The sequence below is a fragment of the Polynucleobacter sp. HIN6 genome (genome assembly GCF_030297575.1).
In the GTDB taxonomy this organism is placed as follows: domain Bacteria; phylum Pseudomonadota; class Gammaproteobacteria; order Burkholderiales; family Burkholderiaceae; genus Polynucleobacter.
In genome coordinates, this window is the sequence record NZ_AP028137.1 from 1,471,959 (window position 1) to 1,496,095 (window position 24,137).

Here is a 24,137-nt window from a genome sequence, read left to right on the forward strand (position 1 = left end):
TTCATTATGAAAGTTTTATTAATTGGCTCTGGCGGTCGCGAACATGCCTTGGCTTGGAAACTCGCTCGCTCACCGAAAGTACAAAAAGTATTCGTGGCGCCTGGTAATGGAGGCACAGCGAATCAAAAAACCGCCGGTATTGAAAATTTACCGATCTCGGATCTCGAAGAGCTTGCCGCGTTCGCAAAACGTGAGCAAATTGGCTTAACCGTCGTGGGGCCTGAAGCGCCATTGGCTGCAGGAATTGTGGATGTCTTTCGCAATCAGGGCTTGCGGATTTTTGGTCCAACCCAATTGGCAGCACAACTAGAATCCTCCAAAGACTTCTCCAAGGCATTCATGAAGCGCCATGGCATTCCAACGGCCGATTATCAAACCTTTACGAATGCCCTAGCAGCGCATGACTATATTGATCAAAAAGGTGCGCCGATTGTGATCAAAGCTGACGGTCTTGCTGCGGGTAAAGGAGTGGTGGTTGCCATGAGCCTGGCCGAAGCACATATGGCGGTTGACATGATGCTCTCAGACAACAAGCTTGGCGATGCAGGAGCACGGGTTGTGATTGAAGAATTTATTACGGGGGAAGAAGCCAGCTTTATTGTTTTAGTCGATGGCAAGAATGTTTTACCACTTGCTAGCAGCCAAGACCACAAGCGTTTACTTGATGGTGACCAAGGTCCTAATACTGGTGGCATGGGTGCCTACTCGCCGGCCCCAGTGGTAACCCCCGAAGTGCATGCTCGTGCCATGCGTGAGGTGATCATGCCAACCGTTGAGGGGATGCGCGCTGACGGAATTCCTTACACTGGTTTTCTCTATGCAGGTCTGATGATCCAGCCTAATGGTCAAATTAAAACCCTGGAGTTCAATTGCCGCATGGGCGATCCCGAAACCCAACCGATCATGGCTCGTCTTGAGAGCGATTTGGTACCTGCTTTAGATAAAGCGATCGATGGCAAACTAAATGAGGTCGAACTAACTTGGGATCGGCGCATTGCCCTTGGAGTGGTATTGGCAGCGGCCAACTACCCCGAAAATCCTAAAACAGGCGATGCAATTACTGGAATCCCCGCAGAAACCAATGACCAAATCATCTTTCATGCGGGCACCAAAATCCAAGATGGTGTGCTTCGTAGCTCGGGTGGACGAGTATTGTGCGTTGTTGGGTTGGCAGATACTGTCAAAGGGGCACAACAAAAGGCGTATTCTGCGATTGACCAGATTCATTTTGATGGTATGCAGTACCGCAGCGATATCGGCTTTCGAGCGATTAAGTAAGAAAAGGTAAGGACATTGAATGGCAGCAACAATTGATACTCAGGCTGTTAAACATTATTTATTAGATTTACAAGACCGCATTACTAGTGCAACTAGCAAGGTGGATGGCAAACTGTTTGTGACGGATGCCTGGGAAAAACCCAAAGATAGTAAGTTACAGGGCTCAGGGCGAACCTGCATTCTAGAGAATGGCAACGTCCTTGAAAAAGGCGGGGTTGGGTTCTCGCACGTGAGCGGCCAACAATTACCACCGGCAGCCACCCAAAATCGTCCTGAGATTGCTGGACGCACTTTTGAAGCCATGGGTGTTTCCTTGGTGTTCCATCCACGCAATCCCAAGGCGCCTACAACGCATATGAATGTGCGCTGTTTTATTGCTCAAGCTCCTAATCAAGATCCGGTCTGGTGGTTTGGTGGTGGCTTTGATCTAACCCCCTACTACGGAGTAGATGAAGACTGTAAGCATTTTCATCAAACCGCCAAAAATGCTCTTGATCCATTTGGTGCTGACTTGTATCCACGCTTTAAGAAATGGTGCGATGAATATTTTTATCTCAAGCATCGGGACGAGCCGCGTGGCATTGGCGGTATTTTCTTTGACGACTTCAATGAGTTGGGATTTGAGAGAAGTTTTGCCATGATGCGCTCCGTGGGAGACGCATTCATCGAAGCATATTTACCAATTCTTGAGCGCCGTTATCAAGAGCCCTATACCCAGGCAGAGCGTGATTTTCAAGAATACCGCCGGGGTCGCTATGTGGAATACAACCTCATCTTTGATCGAGGAACTATCTTTGGTCTTCAATCGGGTGGGCGCTCGGAATCCATCCTCATGTCCATGCCACCTGTTGTCACCTGGAAATACAACTGGCAGCCCCAAGCAGGGACACCGGAAGCTCGCCTCTATGAGCGCTATCTCAAGCCACGCGATTGGCTATCTGAGGTTTAAGGCGAATCATTCTTGAATAAAACCATCGGTATCCTAGGGGGCACATTTGACCCGCCGCATTGGGGCCACATTCATCTTGCCGCGCATTTTGCTAAACGTCTAAAGCTCGATGAGCTCATGTGGCTACCCAGCGGTGAGCCATGGCAAAAGGGTGCGCACATCACCCCTGCGATTGATCGCTATGCCATGACGCTTGCAGCCGCTGAGGTCCTAAAGATCGAGCTCCAACAACTTGGACTCAGCACTCAAGTCAGCGTAAATACCATGGAAATTGATCGGGCTGGGCCCAGCTATACGATTGATAGTGCCAAAGCTCTGCGACGGCTTCATGGTGAGCAAACGGCTTTAATTTGGCTCATGGGTGCCGATAGCTTTTTGCAGCTCTACACCTGGAATGATTGGCGCGACTTAATGCATTACATTCATCTGGCAGTAGCAAGTCGCCCTCCCTATCGGATTGCGATCCAACTTCAAGACCATCCACCCCTATTGGCCCATTATCAAGATCATCAAACCACAAGTACTCAGGAGCTTTGTCAACGACCCTGCGGCCTGATTTATTTAGATGAAGAACTCTCCATTGATCTGGCATCGAGCAGTCTTCGACCTTTACTGGCACATCACCCCAGCGCTGATGCCATTCAACAATGGTTGCCAGAATCGGTCTGGAACATTATTTTAGAAAAAGGCCTTTATCAATCCAAGGTAAGATGAGCAAAAAGCCATATGGATATTAAAAAACTACAGCGCACCATCATCGACGCCCTCGAGGATGTCAAAGCACAAGATATTCGTGTCTACGATAGTAGCAAGCTTAGCGAACTATTTGATCGCGTGATCATTGCCACTGGCAGCAGCAATCGCCAGACCCGTTCTTTGGCTCTCTCGGTCAAAGAAAAGGTTCTTGAAAAAGGGGGCGAAGTGATCTCAATCGAGGGCCTGGAGACGGGTGAATGGGTTCTAGTGGATTGCGGCGATATTGTGGTTCATATCCTGCAGCCCATGCTTAGAGCCTACTACCAACTCGAAGGAATCTGGGGTGACAAACCGGTTCGGGTCAAATTGTCCGGCACCAAGAAGCTCGTCAAAGCCAGTGAAGACGCTGGCGACGAATAAACCATGCGTCTTTGGATTATTGCGGTTGGTCACAAAATGCCAGACTGGGTATTTAGAGCATGCCAGGAATACCAAAAACGCATGCCCAGCGACTGCGTTATTGAGCTTAAAGAACTAAAGCCGGATATTAATCCTGCTAAAGAAGCGAGCAAAATCATTGCAGCGATTCCAAAAGGTGCGGTCGTCATTGCATTAGATGAGCATGGCATCGATCTGCGAACTCAAGCGATTGCGGATCATCTCAAGAATTGGCGGGCAAATGGTCAAGATATTGCGTTCTTGATCGGCGGAGCAAATGGGCTTGACCCAAGCCTCAAAGCAAATGGCGGTCTCATCTGGAAACTATCAAGCCTCACCCTGCCACATGCGTTTGCTCGCCTAGTGCTGATCGAACAACTTTATCGTGCCTGGACCATTCTGCAAGGCCACCCCTATCATCGTGAGTAAATGGGAAATCTTTTAACATGAAGTATGACTTTATTTACCTCGCCTCGCAAAGCCCGCGTCGCCGGGAGTTACTCTCGCAGATTGGAGTACGCTTCGAGCTACTCCTGCCAGGGCCTGATGAGGATGCCGAGTCTCTAGAGCTCGCTCTTGCAAACGAAAGTGCTGCAGACTACACGCAACGCGTAACCATTGCAAAAAGTATCGCAGCTCTCAAGCGTTGGTATCAGCGCCGCCAAGTAAGTCTCGAGCTTCCCTGGGCGCCAATACTTTGCGCCGACACCACCGTGAGCCTTCCTAACTCACCCGATCATGAAATCCTCGGAAAGCCACGCGATGAAGAAGATGCGGCGCGGATATTAAGAGTTTTAAGTGGTCAAACGCACCTGGTTTATACGGCGGTTGCTATCACCCCCGAGCCAACAAGCATCCCAGTGTGCGCCTTACAAAAGTCAAGGATACGGTTTACGACATTAAGCCATGAGCAAATTGAACGCTATGTCAGCAGCGGTGAAGCATTTGGGAAGGCGGGTGCCTATGGCATTCAGGGGATGGCCGCTACGTTTATTGAGGAGATTTCTGGAAGCTATAGCGGTATCATGGGGCTTCCCTTATTTGAAACTGCCCAACTACTACGAGTAGCAGATGTACGTTTTGGTTTAACCCAATCATGACTCAAGAAATCCTCATCAATATCACCCCACAAGAAACACGCGTTGCTTTAATTGAGCAAAATGCCGTTCAAGAACTCCATATTGAACGTACGCGCCAGCGTGGAATTGTGGGCAATATTTATTTGGCGAAGGTGGCGCGGGTCTTACCTGGGATGCAATCAGCCTTTATTGATATTGGTTTAGAACGTGCTGCATTCATTCACTTTAATGATTTGGGCGAACAGCAAACTGGTGGTCAGATTGAAAAAGTATTGTTCGAAGGACAGACACTCTTGGTGCAAGTACTTAAAGACCCCCTCGGAACAAAAGGAGCCAGACTCACCCGCCAAATTAGTATTGCGGGACGTAATTTGGTCTATTTGCCACAAATTCATCGGCCATTAGGTCAAGAGATTCATATTGGCATCTCACAAAAGATTGAAAACCCAGAGGAACGCGAAGCACTCAAAAGCCGTCTGAAAGGTCTGATTCCTGCAGATGAATCCGGCGACATCATTGTTCGCACCAGTGCCGAACAGGTGAGCGATGAAACCTTGATTTCTGACCTGAAGTACCTTCGCACCACCTGGCAACAAATTGCGCAACGCGCCAAAGAAAAAGCGGCCCCCGCACTTCTTCATCAAGACCTCAATTTAGCCGAGCGGGTATTGCGAGACATGGCAGGGCCGGAGACTAGTCAGATTCGAGTTGATTCGGCAGAGAACTTCGAACGTCTGACTCAGTTTGCACAGATGTTTATGCCACAACTGAGTTCCAAGCTGACTCTCTATCGAGGTGAGCGCGCCCTCTTTGATCTCTTTGATATTGATTCTGAGATTAATAAAGCTTTAGGTCGGCGTGTCGAACTGAAGTCAGGCGGCTATCTGATGATCGATCAAACCGAATCGATGACCACTATTGATGTCAATACCGGAAGTTTTGTGGGGGCTCGTAATTTAGACGATACAGTGTTTAAAACCAATTTAGAGGCTGCCCAAGCAATTGCCCGTCAATTGCGCTTACGCAATCTGGGCGGCATCATCATCATTGATTTTATTGATATGACGCAAAGCGACCATCAAGACGCGGTTCTTAACGAGCTCAAGAAGAATTTGGCACGTGATCATGTGCGCACCAATGTGAATGATTTTTCCTCATTGGGACTGATTGAGATGACACGCAAGCGAACGCGCGAGTCCCTATCTCATATTTTGTGTGAACCCTGCTCGTCTTGCAATGGCAAAGGGGAAACGAAAACACCGCAGACGATTTGCTATGAAATCTTGCGTGAGATTGTGCGTGAGCACCGACAATTTAACCCCAAAGAGTTTCGCATTGTTGCTTCACCCGATGTCATTGATTTATTCCTTGAGGAAGAGAATCAATTCTTAGCTATGCTCGGCGACTTTATCCAAAAACCAATTCGGCTCCAGGCTGAGGCTGGCTTTAGGCAAGAACAATACGATATTGTCTTAAATTGATTCGATTGCCTAGCTTGCCTCGCTAAACTGCAGGCGATGCAAACCGGCATATAAACCGTTTTTGGCAATGAGCTCCCGATGGGGACCGTATTCCACAATCTCACCATGGTCGAGTACGGCAATATTGTCAGCATGCTCGATGGTTGATAAGCGATGCGCAATCACTAAAGTGGTTCTACCGGCCATCAGCCGATCGAGCGCCTCTTGTACTTGGCGCTCAGACTCTGAGTCGAGAGCAGAGGTCGCTTCATCGAGAATCAGGATGGGCGCATCTTTGTAAATCGCGCGCGCGATCGCTAGGCGCTGTCGTTGACCACCCGATAAACGATTGCCGTTATCCCCAATTGGCGTATCAATTCCATCGGGTAATTCAGAGAGCAAGTTGGACAAATTAGCTGCCTCTAGCGCTTCAATCACACGACCGCGATCAATATCATCACCAGTGCTCGAGCCATACGCGACATTAGCTGCAATCGTGTCATTAAACAGAATCACATCTTGACTCACAAAAGCGATTTGTTTACGTAAATCCGTTAAAACAATCTCCTCAATTGGGATTTGATCGAGCAAAATCCGACCGGATTTGGGCTGATAAAAACGTGGTAACAAATTAACTAGCGTTGATTTACCTCCACCGGATGGCCCCACAAAAGCAATCACCTCGCCCGGCTTAACCGTGAGATTGATGTTACGTAAGGCATCTTTTCGACCCTCATCTTGGTTGTATGAGAAAGAAAGGTCTTCAAACCTAATTTCACCTTGAGCCTTCTCAAGCCGCTTGAGATTCGATGTTTGCGCCTTCTCCTCCTCAACCGGCTGATCAATTAACTGAAAGATCATCTCAGCAGCGGTGAGCCCCCGCTGCAAAGGCTGATTAATATCAGCTAAGTGCTTGAGCGGAGATACGATTAACAGCATCGCGGTAATAAAGGCTGCAAAGCTCCCAACTGTGACGCCTTGGCTAGCCGATTGCATGATGGCAATGACTAGGACGACCGATAAAGCCATCGAGGCAACTAATTGAGTGATCGGCTGATTTAATCCGCCGGCAACCGCTGCCTTCAGTGTGAACTTGCGTAATTGCTCGGCTTTTTCCATAAAACGACGCATCTCATAGTCTTCACCGCCATGCACTTTCACTATCTTATGACCGGCTGCGGCCTCCTCAACTACATACGCCAACTCACTAGTCATACTCTGCTGTTGACGATTGAGGCTACGCAAGCGTTTATTGATCTTGCTCATCACATAGGCAATGATCGGGAAAATCACAAAGACCACCAAGGTTAAGCGCCAATTCAAATACAACAAATACCCCATCAAACCAATCACGGTTAGCAGATCACGCACCAGACTGATCAACATACCGCCCATAATCGATAGGACATTATTGACCTCGAAGACCACTGCATTAATTAAGTTCGAGGCCGTGGTCTTTTGGTAATACTCGGTCTTGGCACGTAAGAGTCTGGTAAACATTTGTTCGCGCAGCTTCAACAAAATATTACTAATGACTTTGGTTAGCAAATAGTTCGAGAGAAATTGAGCTCCGCTACGCACAATAGCCAGACCGACAAGAAAGACTGGGACTAACCATAGCTGATCATTCATCTTCCCCGAAAAGCCATCATCCAAAAGGGGCTTCATGAGAGCGGGAATAGAGGTCTCCGACGCCGCCACAAAGGCCATAGCCACCAATGAGCCAACAATTAGGCGGATATGGGGGCGCAAATAGCCAATTAATCGATTTAGGGCTTGACGGTCTGAAGCATTCATATAATGAATTATGCCCACCTTATCAGTCATACTCATCACTCGGAACGAGGAAGCCAATCTTGGGGATTGTTTAACCTCCTTAGACGGGCTGGCTGACCAAATTGTAGTGGTAGACACCCAAAGCACTGACAAAACCCTTGAGATTGCCAAAGCCCATGGGGCGCTAATAAGCTCCCCCGACGATTGGCCCGGCTTTGGGCCCCAAAAGAACCGGGCTCTTGACTTAGCAAACTGCGATTGGGTCTTATCGCTTGATGCCGACGAGCGCCTGACCCCCGAACTGCGTGCAGAGATCAAAACAGTTCTTAATCAACCGCATGCCGATTGCTATGCCATCCCACGCTTATCCTGGTACTGCGGACGCTTTATGCGTCATTCTGGCTGGACTCCCGACTATGTGGATCGCCTTTTTAAGCGGGGCAGTGCACGATTTTCCTCTGATTTAGTACATGAACGTTTAATCCCACAGGGACCCGTTCTCAAACTAAAGCATCAGATGCTGCATTACAGTTTCATGAACGCCGAGCAAGTCAAGGCAAAAATGGAGCGCTACTCTACCGACTCCGCCCAACAGGCATTCGCCAAAGGTAAAACCGGCAGTCCTATCAAAGCTATCTTGCACGGAGCCTGGTCATTCATTCGAACTTATTTTTTGCGAGCTGGATTTCTAGATGGTCCTCAAGGCTTTTCCTTGGCGTGCTCCAATGCACAGGGCACGTATTATCGATATATGAAGCTTTGGCGACTTCAGCAAATGGCACGCGCTCAGAATCAAAAGGGTTAGGATCGCTTATGTTCAAAATCTCGATCCTACTTGCGACCTATAACTGGCCAGAAGCCCTGCGCTTTTGCCTCGAATCACTAGAAACTCAAACTGATCGAAACTTTGAAATCATCATTGCTGATGACGGCTCTAAACCAGAAACCGCAACACTAATACGCTCCATGAAGGAGCGCTCCAAGCACTCGATCCAACACTTATGGCAAGAGGATCAAGGGTTTCGGAAAACCATTATTCTCAATCAGGCCATTTTGGCTGCCCAGGGCGAATACCTCATATTCTTAGACGGGGACTGTATTGTGCAACCTGATTTTGTGAAGCGCCACCGTCAGCTTGCTAAGCCTCAAATGATGGTGACCGGCAGTCGCGTACTTCTAAGCGAATCATTAACCCAAAAGATCCTAAGTTGGCCGCGGTGGAACTTCGCAGCTTTCAAAAGCAATTTAATTAGCTATCGCTTAAATGGTGGAATTAATAAGTTCTGGCCCATCGTACTGAAGCTGGGTCCGGGGGCGTGGCGCGTTTATCAAAAATTTGTTTGGCGCCGCATTAAAGGTTGCAATATGGCTTGCTGGAAAGAGGATGCGCTGACGATTAGTGGTTTTGATGAGTCTATGACTGGTTGGGGTCACGAAGATGCTGATTTTGTCTTTCGACTACAACATGCTGGTATTCGACGTCAATCTGGTGCATGGTCAACTGAGGTATTTCATCTATTTCATCGAATCTCTGATCAGTCCAAGGCGGCTGAGAATGCGAAGCGAGTCCGCGAAAAAATTATGGCCAAGGCTGGTATACAGGTATGAACGATCCTACCCGAGTTCTCTTCATCGCCACACGACAAATTGGCGATGTGCTGGTCACCACACCTTTAATTGAAGCAGCTCGTCGCATTTGGCCCAAGGCGCAATTTGATTTCTTGGGTTACCGCGGCAAGCTCGATATGCTCAAGGGCAATCCAGAAGTTCATGAGCTGATTGAAACCTCCGAACATCCCAATCTTTGGGAATACCTCAAACTGTTTAATCGTCTATTCCAACGTTACGATTTAGCCATCATCACCCAACCTAGCGATCGAGCCTATTTTTTTGGTTCCCTTGCTGCGCTTCGCCGTGTTGGTGTAGTGGTACAAGATACCCCAAAGAGTCGGCAGAAAAGTGCATGGAAACGCTCCATCTGTATGCATTGGGTTCCAGTCGATTATTTTGAGCAACACGTCATCGTTGAAAAACTCAAGCTTCTCGAACCTTTCTACCGCGCTAAGGGTCTCGACCTTTTTGCAAATCCAATCTCGGTGACTCCTCCAAGCAGCGAAGCCCTTACCCCGGTGTTACAAAGCCAACTTCGTCAACCGTATATTGTTTTGCATCCGGGTCCGCTCAATGGCTATAAGCGCTGGCCTTTAGGGTATTGGGCTCAATTAATTAAAGATCTTGTGGCCTTAAAGTATCAAGTGGTCTTAAGTGCATCGCCTGCAGAGCAGGATCTCTCCCTTAACCGAGATATTCTGTCCTTGCTCGATCACGAGGTCACCCAATTGGTCATTGACACTAAGGGGCAGCTCAACTTACCCCAAGTCAAAACCTTGTTAGATGGTGCGGCTTTATATATTGGTGTTGATACATCAGTAACGCATCTTGCTGCCGCCTGCGAAATCCCAACCATTGCTTTGTTTGGACCTACACCACCTACCAATTTTGGGCCCTGGCCCAATGGTTTCATTGGCGAGCGCCCTTATCAACTTCGAGGTCGAACCCAAATCGTCGGTAAGGTGTGCATTTTGCAAGGCCCGGGTGATTGTGTTCCTTGCCGAAAAGCGGGCTGCTTTGATACTGCCAATAGCAAAAGTGAGTGCCTTGACCTGCTAGAGCCCAGTCAAGTATTAGAAGCTACTAAAAAAATGCTGGATCGAAGTACGAGATTATCCTAGCGGCGCTTGACGTAAAACACCATCGTATCGCCCTCGTTATCTGTAGCGATCAGTTCATTACCAGTTTGTTTGCAAAAGGCGGGGATGTCATGCGTTGCGCCTGAATCGGTTGCCTTGAGTTTTAAGACCTCACCGGTTTGCATTTCAGCGAGGGTTTTCTTGGTACGCAGAATAGGCAAAGGGCAGTTCATGCCAATGGCATCCACTTCGCGATGAACCACAATCGAGCCTGCTTCACTCATCTCATTCTCCTATTTAATGCCATTTTAGCGACGAATTGCTAAATCCGCTCGGCAACCCAAGCATCAACGGCAGCGAGCGCTTTACTTAAACCGCTTGGATCGCTACCACCAGCCATCGCCATTTCGGGCTTGCCGCCACCTTTGCCGCCCACTTGTTGAGCCACAAAATTGACGAGCTCACCCGCTTTGATCCGATTGGTCGCATCACTGGTCACCCCAGCAATGAGACTTACCTTGCCGTCTTGAACGGATGCCAAAACAATCGCGGCTGACTTTAATTTGGCCTTCAGAGCATCCATCGTGTCTCGCAATACTTTCGTATCAGCCGAATCTAATTGAGCTGCCAACACTTTGATGCCTTGCAGATCTTTTGCTTGATTGACTAAATCATCGCCTTGGCTCGCAGCTAATTTTGCATTTACGCGCTCGAGCTCACGCTCAACATGTCTGAGTTGATCTTGCAATTGACTAACGCGTTGCGGCAGATCATGAGGAGCCGTCTTTAACAACTGGGCCGCCTCTTGGATCTTCGACTCAAGCCCTTGAACAAAATCCATCACATTCGTGCCGGTCACCGCTTCAACCCGACGAATACCAGCAGCCACTCCACCCTCAGAGACGATCTTAAAACTACCAATATCACCCGTTCGCTTGACATGGGTTCCACCGCATAACTCTTTAGAAGATCCAATTTCAAGTACACGCACACGCTCACCATACTTCTCGCCAAATAGCATCATGGCTCCGGTCTTTTGCGCATCCTCCAAAGCCATCACATTGGCAGCAGTTGCAGTGTTGGTCAAAATCTCCTGATTGACCATTTGCTCAATCCGAGTAATTTCAGCCTTCGTCAAGGGTGCAGTGTGAGTGAAATCGAATCGAGTCTTGTCGGCATCGACTAAGGAACCCTTCTGTTGCACATGATCGCCAAGGACTTCGCGCAAGGCTTTGTGTAGCAAATGCGTAGCGCTGTGATTACGCATCGTCTTAGCACGCAAGCTTGTATCCACGCGCGCCTCAACCATATCCCCAACCCTTAACTCGCCCTCTTGAAGTTCACCTTGATGTCCAAAGACATCGGCCTGAATCTTAAAAGTGTCCGCCACGATGAATTGCGATTGCTCAGTTCGTAACTCGCCACGATCGCCGACTTGACCACCAGACTCTGCGTAAAACGGGGTGCGATTCAAAACCACCACAGCACTTTCACCCGGCCGAATCGAGTCGACGGGGCTACCGTCACGATACAAAGCGGTGATGCGAGCATCCTCAATCAACACTTGCTCGTAGCCCAAGAACTGGGTAGGCTCGCCCCGGTAATCCAAGCCCTGTGCCATCTTAAATTTACCGGCAGCCCTTGCTTGATCGCGTTGGCGTTGCATGGCTGCTTCGAAGCCAGCTGAATCGACACCGACTCCGCGCTCACGACAGACATCAGCCGTAAGATCAAGGGGAAACCCAAATGTATCGTGCAGACGAAACGCGGTTTCTCCATCTAGAACAGATTGATTATTTTGAAGCGCAGATTCTAGAATCTCCATGCCATTGGCAATGGTCTGGAAAAAACGTTCCTCTTCTTGCTTGAGTACATCCATGACCCGATCTTGCGCTTGGCGTAACTCAGGATATGCATCGCCCATTTCAGCGACCAAGGCCGGCACTAACTGATGAAAGAAGGCCTGACGCGCCCCCAATTTATACCCATGACGGATCGCGCGTCGCGCAATGCGCCGCAAGACATAACCGCGCCCCGCATTACCTGGAATCACTCCATCGACCACAATAAAACTGCAAGCGCGGATGTGATCTGCAATCACCTTCAACGATGGGCTATCTAAATCACAACCATTAGCCCCGGCACGATCAACCGCGTCTTTTGCCGCTTGCAGGAGATGAACAAATAAATCGATTTCATAGTTGGAGTGCACATGCTGCAAAACAGCAGCAATTCGCTCCAAGCCCATACCGGTGTCAACACTAGGCTTAGGCAAGGGATGCATCTCACCGGCCTCATCGCGATTAAATTGCATGAAGACGTTGTTCCAGATCTCAATGAAACGATCGCCATCCTCATCAGGGCTACCCGGAGGGCCACCAGCAATTTCTGGGCCATGGTCATAAAAGATTTCAGTGCACGGTCCACAGGGCCCAGTGTCACCCATCATCCAAAAGTTATCGGAGGCATACCGCGCACCCTTGTTATCGCCAATGCGCACAATACGCTCTTTCGGTACACCAATTTTTTTCTCCCAAATATCGTAGGCTTCATCGTCCTCGGCATAGACGGTGACCCATAACTTATCTTTGGGTAACTTAAAGACCTGAGTTAGCAGTTCCCAGGCAAATTGGATCGCATCCTCTTTGAAGTAATCGCCAAACGAGAAATTACCGAGCATCTCAAAAAAGGTATGGTGACGAGCGGTATACCCAACGTTATCAAGGTCATTGTGTTTACCACCAGCGCGAATGCACTTTTGTGCGGTTGTGGCACGCTGGTATGGCCGCTTATCAAATCCCAAAAAGACATCTTTAAACTGATTCATCCCGGCATTCGTAAATAGCAAGGTGGGATCATCACCAGGAACCACGGGGCTTGAAGCCACGATTTGGTGACCCTTGGAGGCAAAATAATCAAGGAAGGCTTGGCGGATTTCGGAGACTTTCATCCGCAGAATTATCGCATTGGCACAGAATTAGGGCAAACCCTTAAATATGCCCATGCTCATTCCCTTACAATCACAAATCGACTAAAAATAGCCCTTTACGAAAAGGCGGCAATCGCTACAAAGGAGACAGATTTTGAACATTCGCAATAAAAAGGATTTTGGCGCTGGGATCATGTATATGGTCATCGGCCTATTCTTTGCCATTATTGCCACTGGCTACAAAATGGGCACCGCTGCCAAGATGGGTCCAGGTTATTTTCCATTTTGGCTGGGTGTGTTGATGACCGCTCTCGGTTTGTTCATCACAATTCGGTCATTCTCCAAAAAGGCCGATCCTGAAGAGATGCCACCCTGGAACTGGAAGATTGTTTTATGGATTACCGGATCGGTTGTCTTATATGGTTTGTTACTGCCTATCTTGGGTTTTGTAATTACGATCATTATTTTGGTGGTTGTTTCGGCAAGCGTTAGCCATGAGTTTGGCTGGAAAGGTGCAGTTCTAAATGCTGTTGCGCTTGCAGCCTTTAGCTATCTTGCATTCATTTTCGGCCTTGGATTGCAGTTTCCCATCATGCCGGTATTTTTAGAATAATCCTCAGGAATCGATCACATGGAATTACTAAATAATCTTTCTTTAGGATTTGAGACCGCATTTACGGTCCAGAATTTGTTCTATTGTTTTCTGGGCTGTTTATTAGGAACCTTAATTGGGGTATTGCCAGGCTTGGGCCCCGTGGCAACGATTGCCATGCTCTTGCCAGCGACATACGCTCTTCCCCCCACTCCCGCACTCATTATGTTGGCCGGTATTTACTACGGTTCTCAATACGGGGGCTCGACCACGGCGATCTTACTGAATATTCCCGGGGAAACGTCCTCGGTGGTAACGGCAATTGATGGCTACCAAATGGCCAAACGCGGTCGTGGAGGCGTTGCATTATTTACTGCCGGAATGGGCTCATTCTTTGCTGGTTGTGTGGCAACTTTAATTTTGGCAGGCTTTGCCGCGCCATTGGCTGAAGTGGCCTTTAAGTTTGGTCCTGCCGAATACTTTTCTCTGATGGTCTTGGGTTTGATTGGTGCCGTGGTTTTGGCATCCGGGTCACTCATCAAAGCGGTTGGCATGATTTTGCTGGGACTACTACTCGGCCTCATCGGTACCGACGTGAACTCAGGCGTTGCCCGTTACTCTTTTGACATCCCTCAATTGACTGATGGTATCGGGTTTGTGTCAGTCGCCATGGGTGTGTTTGGCTTTGCTGAGATCATGGTGAACTTGGAGCGTAAAGGTGCCGGAGAGTCCTTCCTCAACAAGGTCACTTCGCTGATTCCAAGTTGGAATGACGTGAAGCGGATGACCCCGTCTATTTTGCGTGGAACCACGATTGGTTCGATGTTAGGAATCTTGCCAGGCGGCGGCGCTGCCCTTGCCGCTTTTGGTGCCTACTCAGTCGAGAAAAAGAGCTCCAAACATTCCGAAGAGTTTGGTAAAGGCGCCATTGAGGGTGTTGCTGGTCCAGAAGCTGCAAACAATGCGGCCTCGCAAACCTCATTTATTCCCCTGTTAACCCTTGGTATTCCGCCCAATGCAGTGATGGCATTGATGGTAGGTGCGATGACCATTCACAATATTCAGCCTGGACCCCAGGTAATGACAAGCAATCCCACCCTATTCTGGGGCTTGATTGCCTCGATGTGGATTGGTAACGTGATGCTGATTTTGCTGAACCTACCCTTAATTAGCGTTTGGGTTAGTCTCCTCAAGATTCCATACCGCTTCCTGTATCCCGCCATTTTGGTGTTCTGCTGTATTGGTGTGTATAGCGTGAACAACTCTATTTTTGATGTGTACGTCACTGCGGCATTCGGTGTGATTGGCTATATGTTTGTGAAGTTTGGCTGCGAGCCAGCTCCATTACTGTTGGGCTTTGTATTGGGTCCGATGATGGAAGAAAACTTCCGTCGTGCACTCCTCCTCTCAAGGGGTGATTTCACAACCTTTGTCACTCGCCCACTCTCCTTGAGTCTGCTCATTGCTGCGCTCCTACTACTGATTGTGGTTACTTTGCCTGCCGTGAAGAAGAGTCGCGAAAAAGTGTTTGTGGACGAACAATAAGAAATCGATGCAATTCTCTAAGGCCCGCTGTTGCGGGCCTTATTTTTTGGCTTTCAGAACCACCCTAGCGGTCTTCTCTACAATAGTGGGATGTCCACGCCATCTGCAAACCCAGTCGAACCATCTAATTTCTTACGGCAAATCATTGATCATGATTTAGCTAAGGGTATTTATGCCAATCGCGTTGATGCAAATGGCAAGCCTTTGCCAGCTGTTGTCACTCGCTTTCCGCCCGAGCCAAATGGGTACCTGCATATTGGCCATGCCAAAAGTATTTGCCTCAACTATGGCCTAGCGAAAGACTATGATTCCCTGCCTTCAGGTGGTCGTTGCCATATGCGACTTGACGATACCAATCCAACTAAAGAGGATGTGGAATATGTCGATAGCATCTTAGATGCGGTGCGTTGGTTGGGATTTGATTGGCACCATCAGGGCCATGAGCATTTGTATTACGCCAGCGATTACTTTGAACTTCTCTATGAGTTTGCGCAAATCTTGATGCGTCACGGCAAAGCCTATGTCGATAGTCAAAGCGCGGAGGAAATTCATCGTCATCGCGGTAATTTTTCGACACCGGGTGTCAATAGTCCCTATCGAGATCGATCGGCCGATGAGAACATTGCACTTTTGGAAAAAATGCGTGCTGGCGAGTTCCCCGATGGTAGCCATGTGGTGCGTCTAAAGATTGATATGACTCACCCCAATATCGTGATGCGTGATCCAGTCATTTATCGTATTCGTCATGCTCATCATCACCGCACTGGCGATCAGTGGTGTATTTATCCTTTATATGACTTTACCCACTGTATTTCAGATGCTCTTGAAAATGTATCGCACTCGATTTGCACCCTCGAGTTTGAAAACAACCGTCCGCTGTATGACTGGATTCTCAACAGTCTGAAAGAGTGCGGGGTTTTTAAAGGCCCTTTACCCCATCAATACGAATTTGCCAGACTCAATCTCACTTACACCATTACGAGTAAACGCAAACTCCTGCAACTCGTTGAGGAGCAACGCGTCGACGGCTGGGACGATCCTCGTATGCCAACCATCGCCGGAATCCGCCGCCGTGGTTACACACCAGAGAGCATTCGTTTATTTTGTGAACGGATTGGCGTATCCAAAGCCGATAGCTGGATTGATATGAGTGTTCTTGAGCAAGCTCTACGCGATGATTTGGATGCGCGCGCCCCTCGCGCCAGCGCAGTACTAGATCCGCTCAAGCTTGTGATTGAAAACTATGAAGTTGGTGCAAAAGAACCGTGTTCTGCCCCCAAGCATCCGCACCATCCGGAATGGGGCAAGCGCGAGTTTCATTTTGGACGTGAGCTTTGGATTGAGGCCGATGATTTTCAGATGAATCCTGAAAAAGGATTTTTCCGTCTGTTCCCACCCAAAGATGGAGGGGCTGGTGGGCGTGTACGCTTACGTCATGGCTTTGTCATCGAGTGCACCGGTGTCAAACTCGATGACCAGGGCAAAGTCACTGAGGTTCATGCGCGCTATTTTCCTGATAGTAAAAGTGGCACACCAGACTCTAACAATTACAAGGTAAAGGGCAACATCCACTGGATTAATGCTGCAGAAGCCTTACCTGTTGAGATTCGTCTATATGAGCATTTATTTACCGATCCACACCCGGATAGCGGTGACAATGACTTTCTGAGCTTTATTAATCCAGATTCCAAAAAGGTGATTCAAGCCTATGTGGAACCCAGTATGCAGAGCGCCGAGCCAGAAGATCGTTTTCAATTTGAGCGCCACGGCTACTTTGTGGTTGATCGTAAAGATAGCGCCCCAGGAAAGTTGGTCTTTAATCGCAGCGTTGGTCTGAAAGACGGCTGGAAATAATTACAAAGTTTTCAAATAGTCTTTAACCCGAGGATATTTCAGGGGACGTTTTAGTTCACCTATTCGTTGATTGCGAACTCGCCTTGATTCGGCCATGAATGACCACATCATGGGACCCACCTGAGCTCGCACCTCATCGGGCGGCAATCGCAGGGGCTTCGGCAAATGCAGTGCGCAAGCGACCTCATCAAAGTAATCGCCCATTTTTTGCTCACTACCATCGCATGCATTAATCACGCGCTGTGGTTTGCCGATAAATAATGCTGCACAAATGAGCCGAGCAAGATCATCTGCATGAATATGGTTCGAATACGCATCAAACGGCTCTTGCAAAGCAGGGGTGTTGTTTTTTAAGCGCTCAATTGGTAAGCGATTAGGTCCGTAAATGCCGGGCACGCGCAAAATAGTTAACGCAACGCCTTGTGAGGCCGCCCAAAAGCGAAGTGTTTGTTCTGCATCCACGCGCCTCTTCGCCCGCGGACTGGTGGGTTGTAATTGACTGGTCTCATCGACAAAATCACCATCGCGATTACCGTATACCCCGGTCGTACTGATGTAAACCAGGCGTCTGACAGATCGTCCCTGCTGGGATAAAATTCGTACTAAATTGCGGGTGCGTTGATCGTACTCACCATCTTGTGCTGGTGGTGCTAGATGAATGACTGTTGTTGCTAAATGGGCAATTCGCCATAAAGCCTCAGGATGGTCAAGATTACCTTCAATGGGTGTGATGCCATGCTTTCGAAGTTCGGTAAAACGCTCAGGGCTACTGCTTAATGCGAAGAGCTTGGGTCGGCCTTGCGATTGAGCGAGTGCATTGCCTTGCAGCTGCTGCGCAACCCGAATACCGATATCACCGCATCCAATAATGAGGATTCGGGGGCGACGAAATAGGCTGGTTTTGGAGATCATAGAATTAACATCGTAATGATTTATTGGGAGAAGTGGAATTGCAGTACCAGGTGGAACTTAAAAAGAGCGGCAAAACATTCGCAGTGGACGAAGATGAGACCGTTCTGGAAGCTGCTATTCGCCAGGGCATTCAACTACCCTATGGCTGCAAAAATGGTGCTTGCGGATCATGCAAGGGCAAAGTGCTCGAGGGCCGAATTGAGCATGGAGACCACAGCCAAAGTGCCCTGAGCACCCTCGACGAAACCGCGGGCGCGACCCTTTTATGCTGCGCCCACCCCAAATCTAATGTTCTAATCGATGTTCGCGAAATCCAGGGCGGTGGCGATATTCCAGTGCGCAAAGTACCCTGTCGGATTCAGACAATTGCATATCCAAGTAACGATGTTGTAATTCTTCAGCTGCAATTGCCTGCAAGTGAACGTTTTCAATTTTTAGCCGGTCAGTATCTGGAGTTTTTACTTAAAGACAATAAACGTCGTGCGTATTCGATTGCCAGCGCCCCACATCAAGAGGGCCCCATTGAGTTGCACATTCGCCATCTGCCAGGCGGTCTTTTTACTGACCCCCTCTTTGGTCAAGGAGCTGATGGTAAAGCAATCAAAGAAAAGGATATCTTGCGTTTTGAAGGCCCCCAAGGAAGTTTTTTCTTGCGTGAGGATACTCAGAAACCCATTATTTTCTTAGCATCCGGTACAGGCTTTGCTCCGATCAAATCCATTCTGTTGCATATGCGTGAGAAGAAAATTGATCGTGAGGTCTATTTCTACTGGGGTGGCCGACGCCCCAAAGATCTCTACATGGATACTCTTTGTCAGGAGTTTGCTAGTACCCTACCTCGCTTCCATTACATTCCGGTTATTTCTGACGCGCTACCAGAAGATCACTGGACTGGCCGGACAGGCTTTGTTCACCGTGCCGTGATGGCAGACTTTCCGGATCTCAGCGCATTCCAAGTTTATGCTTGTGGGGCCCCAATTGTGATTCAATCAGCCCAAACGGACTTTGTTAAGCAATGCGGTCTGCCCGAGGATGAGTTTTATGCCGACTCATTCACGAGCGAGGCTGATCTAGCGTGTGCCTAGTTTTCTGTACCTGAAGGCAAATTCCCTTTTTACAACGATCTTTTGTATGATTGTGCTATGAATCAACTTTCTGATCCTCGTCGTGTTGATGCCCATTCGGTGATGTATATCACCAAGCGGCCGGACATCATCATGATGGAGGGCAAAGGCTCGTGGTTGGTCGATCAAAATGGCAAGCGCTACTTGGACTTCCTCCAAGGATGGGCCGTGAATTGCTTGGGGCACTGTAATCCTGGCATTGTTGCTGCATTAAACACTCAAGCCCAGAAATTGATTAACCCTAGCCCTGCCTTTTATAACGAACCGATGATTCGGTTATCCGATTTACTAACTAGCCACAGCTGCTTTAACAAAGTATTTTTTGCTAACAGTGGGGCAGAAGCCAACGAGGGCGCGATCAAGCTTGCTCGTAAATGGGGGCAGATTCATAAAGGCGGTGCTTACGAAATTATTACCTTCGATCATAGTTTTCATGGGCGGACCTTAGCAACGATGAGTGCATCGGGCAAGCCGGGCTGGGATACTCTCTTTGCCCCCCAAGTGCCAGGCTTTCCGAAGGCTGATCTCAATGATATTGAATCGGTCAAACGCTGCATCACCGATAAAACCGTCGCCGTTATGCTTGAACCTGTCCAAGGTGAAGGTGGCGTCATCCCTGCTGATGATGCCTTCATGAAAGAACTACGTCAGCTCACTAAAGAGCACAATCTATTGCTCATCGTAGATGAAGTGCAGGCTGGTTTTGGAAGAACCGGTAAATTGTTTGCCTACCAAAACTTTGGGATTGAGCCCGACATCATGACCCTTGGTAAAGGAATTGGTGGAGGCGTTCCACTCGCGGCCCTTTTATGCACCGATGCAGTCGCCTGCTTTGTACCCGGGGATCAAGGGGGTACCTACAATGGCAATGCTTTGATGACTGCGGTCGGGATTAGTGTGATTGAACAACTCTTAGCTCCTGGCTTTTTGGACTCAGTGATTCAAAAAGGAGCATTCTTGCAAAGTGAATTGCTGAAACTTTGTTCTGAGTTCGGGCTAAAAGGCGAACGTGGCAAAGGACTGCTTCGGGCACTCATGTTGGGTAAGGATATTGGCCCCTCCTTGGTCGAGCTTGCTAGAGAGCATGAGCCTGAGGGCCTGCTGATTAATTCGCCTAGACCTGATCTATTGCGCTTTATGCCCGCCCTCAATGTCACGCAAGAGGAAATCCTCAAAATGTGCGCTACCTTGCGGGTTCTGCTGAAGAAACTGACTTAAGTTTCTTTAGTCTCTTTGATTTTTGCATCTGCCCCCAGATACGCTTCGCGAACCCGGTCGTCATTAAATAACTGATCAGCCGATCCCGATAAGGTAATCGCCCCACTCTCCATCACATACGCACGATCTGCCATCGATAGGGCCAAGCGGGCATTTTGCTCGACGAGCAAAATCGTCATACCCTGTTGATTGAGGCTTTGAATCACCTCAAAAATAGTTTCTACCATGAGCGGTGCCAGACCCATCGAGGGCTCATCGAGTAAGAGAAGCTTTGGCTTAGCCATCATCGCCCGAGCAATCGCTACCATTTGCTGCTCCCCACCAGAGAGGGTGCCGGCCAATTGGAACAAACGTTCACGCAGGCGTGGAAAGGTTGTAAGCGCCATCTCAAGGTCCTGATCAATACTCTCCGACGACTGAGAACCCTGGCGGATGTATGCGCCCATTTGCAGGTTCTCCAAAATGGTCATCCTGGCAAACACTCCTCGGCCTTCTGGTACCAATCCAATCCCAAGCGCAGCCAACTCATAGGCCGGCTTGCCCCCAATCGCATGCCCTAAGAATTGAATCGATCCAGCGCTTGGCTTTAGAAGACCGGCAATTACTTTTAGCGTCGTCGTTTTACCCGCCCCATTTGCCCCGATCAAAGTAACCAACTCTCCTGCGTTGATATAAAAATCAATCCCTTTAACGGCAGCAATTCCGCCATACGACAACTTCAGATGCTTGATCTCTAAAAGAGGTGTCGTACTCATGCCGCCGCCCCGCCTAAATATGCCCGAATCACCTCTGGATGACTGCGTACTGCATCGGGCAATCCATCGGCAATCACCTTGCCATAATCAAGCACCGTCAAATGATCACAAAGACTCATTACGAGATGTACATCGTGCTCAATGAGTAAAATTGTTTTGCCATCAGCTCGGATCTTTAGGATTAATTCTTTTAGCTCCAGCTTCTCGCTGGCATTCATCCCAGCAGCTGGCTCATCAAGAGCCAATAGAATCGGTTCGGTGGCTAAAGCACGGGCAATTTCAAGACGTCGTTGGTACCCATAGGATAAATTTTTAGCCTTATGTCGTGCATAGTCTTGCAAGCCAACATACGCGAGCAAGGCAAGTGATTTTTCACGGATGTCGCGCTCTTCACGTCGATTGGATTGTGTGCCCAAGACCGCGCCCCATATACCAATGGATGAGCGGCAATGGCATCCCACCATGACGTTCTCCAAGGCGGTCATTTCTTTAAATAAGCGAATGTTCTGAAAGGTTCTAGCAATCCCCGCTTGGGTGACCTGAGATACTGAATGAGGGGAATATGGGCGACCCTGGAGCTCAAACGCACCCTGATCAGCTGGATATAAGCCAGTGATGACATTAAAGAAAGTGGTCTTGCCGGCGCCATTAGGCCCAATAAGCCCAGCGATTGTGCCCTCCCGTACACGAATACCCACATCATCAAGCGCCTGAATGCCTCCAAAGCGCTTCGATACTCCAGAAATTGTTAAGAGATCACTCATCCGTTTGAGGCTTTCAAAGTATCGGGTTTTTGCCAAATTCCATTAGGTCGATAGAGCATGATGAGGATCAGCGCCAAGCCATACAGTAACTGACGAATAATTTCGGTATCAACAAGAACCGACCCAAAGACAAATTGCTGAATCGGGGCTGCAATGCTTCGTAACAGCTCAGGAAAAACAGCGAGCAAGATTGCCCCAAGAATCACCCCTGGAATGTGCCCCATCCCACCCATTACCACCATGGCTAAAACCACAATCGACTCCCATAAAGTAAAGGACTCGGGTGATACAAAGCCTTGAAAGGCGGCAAATAATACACCTGCGGCACCTGCAAAACTTGCGCCAATCGCAAACGCCAATAACTTCATATTACGAGTGTCAATCCCCATCGCCTCCGCGGCGATCTCATCCTCCCGAATCGCCACCCAGGCACGACCGATTCTAGAATGCTCTAAACGCGAGCAGACAATGGCAACTAGAACGGCAAGGATTAAGAAAAAATAGAAGAGTAAATATAGTGATGGAATCTCTAGACCCCAGATATTCATTGGCTTTGAGAGATTGATGCCAAAGAGCTCGATTGGCTGAATATTGCCAATCCCTTTAGGCCCATTTGTTAGATTGAGGGGGCGATCAAGGTTATTTAAGAAGATCCGAATAATTTCCCCAAAGCCCAAGGTCACAATCGCCAAATAATCGCCGCGTAACTTTAGGGTTGGAAATCCAAGAAGCACCCCAAAGATCGCGGCCAATCCAAAAGAGAGGATGAGTGCACCCCACAATGGAAAATGAATTCCGGTTGGAAAAACAGCGGCAATGGCAGGAAATTGCGTAGTGAGATGGGGCGAAGCTAGTAAAGCATAACTATAGGCGCCCACTGCATAAAAAGCGATATAGCCCAAATCGAGTAAACCCGCAAAACCAATCACCACATTGAGGCCCAATGCGAGAACAACGTATAGCAAGGCAAAATCCAATACCCGAACCCAGTAGTTACCGCCAACCGAGCCCATGATCCAAGGTAGAGCTAGTAATGCGATCGTACTCGCGATCCAAAATCGTTGTTGATCACGACGAGACGTGCGATGAAAAAATGGTTTAAGCACGATCCGATACTCGCTCACCCAGCAAGCCGCGAGGCCTAAATACCAATACTAAGATCAAGACCATGAAGGCAAAGATATCTTGATAGTTGGATCCTAAGAGACCACCAGTCCAATCACTGATGTAACCAGCCCCAATCGCCTCAATCAGACCAAGCAACAGTCCACCTAACATCGCCCCCTGAATATTGCCGATACCGCCCAGTACTGCAGCAGTAAAAGCTTTTAATCCAGGAATAAATCCCATTGAGAAATGCACATTACCGTAGTTGGTGGCCATCATGATCCCGGCAAGGGCTGCCAGTGCGCCTCCCAACATAAACGTGATCGAAATGACCCGATTGGGATTAACGCCCATCAACGCAGCCACGTTCGGCTGCTCAGCCGTTGCGCGCATCGCCCGTCCGAGCTTGGTCTTTTGCACAATCAGAAGCAATAAAGCCATAACTAAAAAAGACGTGACAATAATCACAATTTCTTTACCCGTAATGGTTGCTCCTGAACCCAAGATCTCGATGGGTGTCGATGGTAGTAACTGAGGATAGGTCATGGGATTACGAGACCAGATGATCATGGCCAAGGTTTGCAATAAGACCGAGACGCCAATCGCAGAAATCAATGGTGCCAAACGTGGTGCTTGACGCAAAGGCCGATAAGCAAAACGCTCAATCAAATAGCTAACCAACGCGCATACTGCCATGGTCATCAATAAAACTAAAACTAGTAATACCCATGGTGGTAAACCCAGCGGTAATTGCGTAATGAATGTGATGAGGGTGAGGGATACCAATGCGCCAATCATCAAAACCTCGCCATGAGCAAAGTTAATGATTCCTAAGATCCCATAGACCATGGTGTAGCCCAATGCAATCAAGGCATAGATACTACCCAGCACTAGGCCATTCAAAATCTGCTGTAGCAGAATATCCATCGACAATCAGTCTATAAAAAATAAGCACCGCGCTGGGTGCTTAT

General features: G+C 48.5%; 22 protein-coding genes and 1 pseudogene. 15 read left to right on the top strand and 8 right to left on the bottom strand.

The window, feature by feature from the left end:
• Positions 1-6 precede the first annotated feature (6 nt).
• From purD to rng, 7 genes and pseudogenes are all read left to right on the top strand, one after another.
• Positions 7-1,278: a phosphoribosylamine--glycine ligase gene (gene purD, locus QUE66_RS07305; protein WP_286223396.1), complete on the top strand. Its 1,272-nt coding sequence runs from the start codon at positions 7-9 to the stop codon at positions 1,276-1,278.
• A gap of 19 nt (positions 1,279-1,297) precedes the next feature.
• Entirely contained in the window at positions 1,298-2,227 is a 930-nt protein-coding gene (hemF, locus tag QUE66_RS07310; protein ID WP_286223397.1) for an oxygen-dependent coproporphyrinogen oxidase, read from the top strand.
• Positions 2,228-2,239: 12 nt separating this feature from the next.
• On the top strand, positions 2,240-2,941 hold the full coding sequence (locus tag QUE66_RS07315) for a nicotinate-nucleotide adenylyltransferase (RefSeq protein WP_286223398.1): 702 nt from the start codon (positions 2,240-2,242) through the stop codon (positions 2,939-2,941).
• A 12-nt stretch (positions 2,942-2,953) separates the two neighbouring features.
• A pseudogene (rsfS, locus tag QUE66_RS07320) lies at positions 2,954-3,340 on the top strand (ribosome silencing factor); the annotation flags it as partial.
• 6 nt (positions 3,341-3,346) lie between these two features.
• Complete coding sequence (gene rlmH, locus QUE66_RS07325; RefSeq protein WP_286223399.1) at positions 3,347-3,790, top strand: 23S rRNA (pseudouridine(1915)-N(3))-methyltransferase RlmH; 444 nt, start codon at positions 3,347-3,349, stop codon at positions 3,788-3,790.
• Between the two features lie 17 nt (positions 3,791-3,807).
• The gene (locus tag QUE66_RS07330) at positions 3,808-4,461 is read left to right on the top strand and encodes a Maf family protein (RefSeq protein ID WP_286223400.1); all 654 of its coding nucleotides are present in this window, start codon (positions 3,808-3,810) and stop codon (positions 4,459-4,461) included.
• Positions 4,458-5,921: a ribonuclease G gene (gene rng / locus QUE66_RS07335; protein ID WP_286223401.1), complete on the top strand. Its 1,464-nt coding sequence runs from the start codon at positions 4,458-4,460 to the stop codon at positions 5,919-5,921. Before QUE66_RS07330 ends, rng begins: the two co-directional genes overlap by 4 nt.
• A 9-nt stretch (positions 5,922-5,930) precedes the next feature.
• Here rng and msbA read toward each other — a convergent pair whose 3' ends face one another.
• Entirely contained in the window at positions 5,931-7,697 is a 1,767-nt protein-coding gene (gene msbA / locus QUE66_RS07340; RefSeq protein ID WP_286223402.1) for a lipid A export permease/ATP-binding protein MsbA, read from the bottom strand.
• A gap of 10 nt (positions 7,698-7,707) precedes the next feature.
• Between msbA and QUE66_RS07345 the strand changes: the two genes are divergently transcribed.
• From QUE66_RS07345 to QUE66_RS07355, 3 genes are read left to right on the top strand one after another with little or no spacing between them, the layout of a single operon-like run.
• The gene (locus QUE66_RS07345) at positions 7,708-8,481 is read left to right on the top strand and encodes a glycosyltransferase family 2 protein (RefSeq protein WP_286223403.1); all 774 of its coding nucleotides are present in this window, start codon (positions 7,708-7,710) and stop codon (positions 8,479-8,481) included.
• Between the two features lie 8 nt (positions 8,482-8,489).
• Positions 8,490-9,284 (top strand): glycosyltransferase family 2 protein, encoded by a 795-nt coding sequence (locus QUE66_RS07350; RefSeq protein ID WP_286223404.1) that lies wholly within the window; start codon positions 8,490-8,492, stop codon positions 9,282-9,284.
• Positions 9,281-10,408, top strand: coding sequence for a glycosyltransferase family 9 protein (locus QUE66_RS07355; RefSeq protein WP_286223405.1), 1,128 nt, complete (start codon positions 9,281-9,283; stop codon positions 10,406-10,408). Before QUE66_RS07350 ends, QUE66_RS07355 begins: the two co-directional genes overlap by 4 nt.
• On the opposite strand, the gene QUE66_RS07360 is transcribed toward QUE66_RS07355, so the two are convergent.
• Positions 10,405-10,632, bottom strand: coding sequence for a sulfurtransferase TusA family protein (locus QUE66_RS07360; RefSeq protein ID WP_108509395.1), 228 nt, complete (start codon positions 10,630-10,632; stop codon positions 10,405-10,407). The genes QUE66_RS07355 and QUE66_RS07360 overlap by 4 nt on opposite strands.
• Before the next feature lie 56 nt (positions 10,633-10,688).
• Complete coding sequence (alaS, locus tag QUE66_RS07365) at positions 10,689-13,316, bottom strand: alanine--tRNA ligase (RefSeq protein WP_286223406.1); 2,628 nt, start codon at positions 13,314-13,316, stop codon at positions 10,689-10,691.
• 133 nt (positions 13,317-13,449) lie between these two features.
• Here alaS and QUE66_RS07370 point away from each other — a divergent pair, with 133 nt between their 5' ends.
• The 3 genes from QUE66_RS07370 to QUE66_RS07380 all read left to right on the top strand — a co-directional run bounded on the left by QUE66_RS07370 (position 13,450) and on the right by QUE66_RS07380 (position 17,286).
• Positions 13,450-13,908 carry a tripartite tricarboxylate transporter TctB family protein gene (locus tag QUE66_RS07370; RefSeq protein WP_286223407.1) on the top strand — a complete coding sequence of 153 codons (459 nt, stop codon included), beginning with the start codon at positions 13,450-13,452 and terminating at the stop codon, positions 13,906-13,908.
• Positions 13,909-13,926: 18 nt separating this feature from the next.
• Positions 13,927-15,432 (top strand): tripartite tricarboxylate transporter permease, encoded by a 1,506-nt coding sequence (locus tag QUE66_RS07375; RefSeq protein ID WP_286223408.1) that lies wholly within the window; start codon positions 13,927-13,929, stop codon positions 15,430-15,432.
• 90 nt (positions 15,433-15,522) lie between these two features.
• Complete coding sequence (locus QUE66_RS07380) at positions 15,523-17,286, top strand: glutamine--tRNA ligase/YqeY domain fusion protein (RefSeq protein WP_286223409.1); 1,764 nt, start codon at positions 15,523-15,525, stop codon at positions 17,284-17,286.
• Here QUE66_RS07380 and QUE66_RS07385 read toward each other — a convergent pair whose 3' ends face one another.
• Entirely contained in the window at positions 17,287-18,198 is a 912-nt protein-coding gene (locus QUE66_RS07385; protein ID WP_286223410.1) for an SDR family oxidoreductase, read from the bottom strand.
• 38 nt (positions 18,199-18,236) lie between these two features.
• Between QUE66_RS07385 and QUE66_RS07390 the strand changes: the two genes are divergently transcribed.
• The gene (locus tag QUE66_RS07390) at positions 18,237-19,283 is read left to right on the top strand and encodes a CDP-6-deoxy-delta-3,4-glucoseen reductase (protein ID WP_286224756.1); all 1,047 of its coding nucleotides are present in this window, start codon (positions 18,237-18,239) and stop codon (positions 19,281-19,283) included.
• Positions 19,284-19,340: 57 nt separating this feature from the next.
• Positions 19,341-20,540: an acetylornithine transaminase gene (locus QUE66_RS07395; protein WP_286223411.1), complete on the top strand. Its 1,200-nt coding sequence runs from the start codon at positions 19,341-19,343 to the stop codon at positions 20,538-20,540.
• On the opposite strand, the gene QUE66_RS07400 is transcribed toward QUE66_RS07395, so the two are convergent.
• Genes QUE66_RS07400 through QUE66_RS07415 form a run of 4 tightly spaced genes read right to left on the bottom strand, consistent with a single transcriptional unit; the run spans position 20,537 to position 24,093 of the window.
• Positions 20,537-21,295 carry an ABC transporter ATP-binding protein gene (locus QUE66_RS07400; RefSeq protein ID WP_286223412.1) on the bottom strand — a complete coding sequence of 253 codons (759 nt, stop codon included), beginning with the start codon at positions 21,293-21,295 and terminating at the stop codon, positions 20,537-20,539. The genes QUE66_RS07395 and QUE66_RS07400 overlap by 4 nt on opposite strands.
• Positions 21,292-22,059 (bottom strand): ABC transporter ATP-binding protein, encoded by a 768-nt coding sequence (locus tag QUE66_RS07405; protein WP_286223413.1) that lies wholly within the window; start codon positions 22,057-22,059, stop codon positions 21,292-21,294. The genes QUE66_RS07400 and QUE66_RS07405 overlap by 4 nt, the downstream gene beginning before the upstream one ends.
• Positions 22,056-23,165 (bottom strand): ABC transporter permease subunit, encoded by a 1,110-nt coding sequence (locus tag QUE66_RS07410; RefSeq protein WP_458574872.1) that lies wholly within the window; start codon positions 23,163-23,165, stop codon positions 22,056-22,058. The genes QUE66_RS07405 and QUE66_RS07410 overlap by 4 nt, the downstream gene beginning before the upstream one ends.
• Complete coding sequence (locus QUE66_RS07415; protein ID WP_286223414.1) at positions 23,158-24,093, bottom strand: branched-chain amino acid ABC transporter permease; 936 nt, start codon at positions 24,091-24,093, stop codon at positions 23,158-23,160. The genes QUE66_RS07410 and QUE66_RS07415 overlap by 8 nt, the downstream gene beginning before the upstream one ends.
• Positions 24,094-24,137 lie beyond the last annotated feature (44 nt).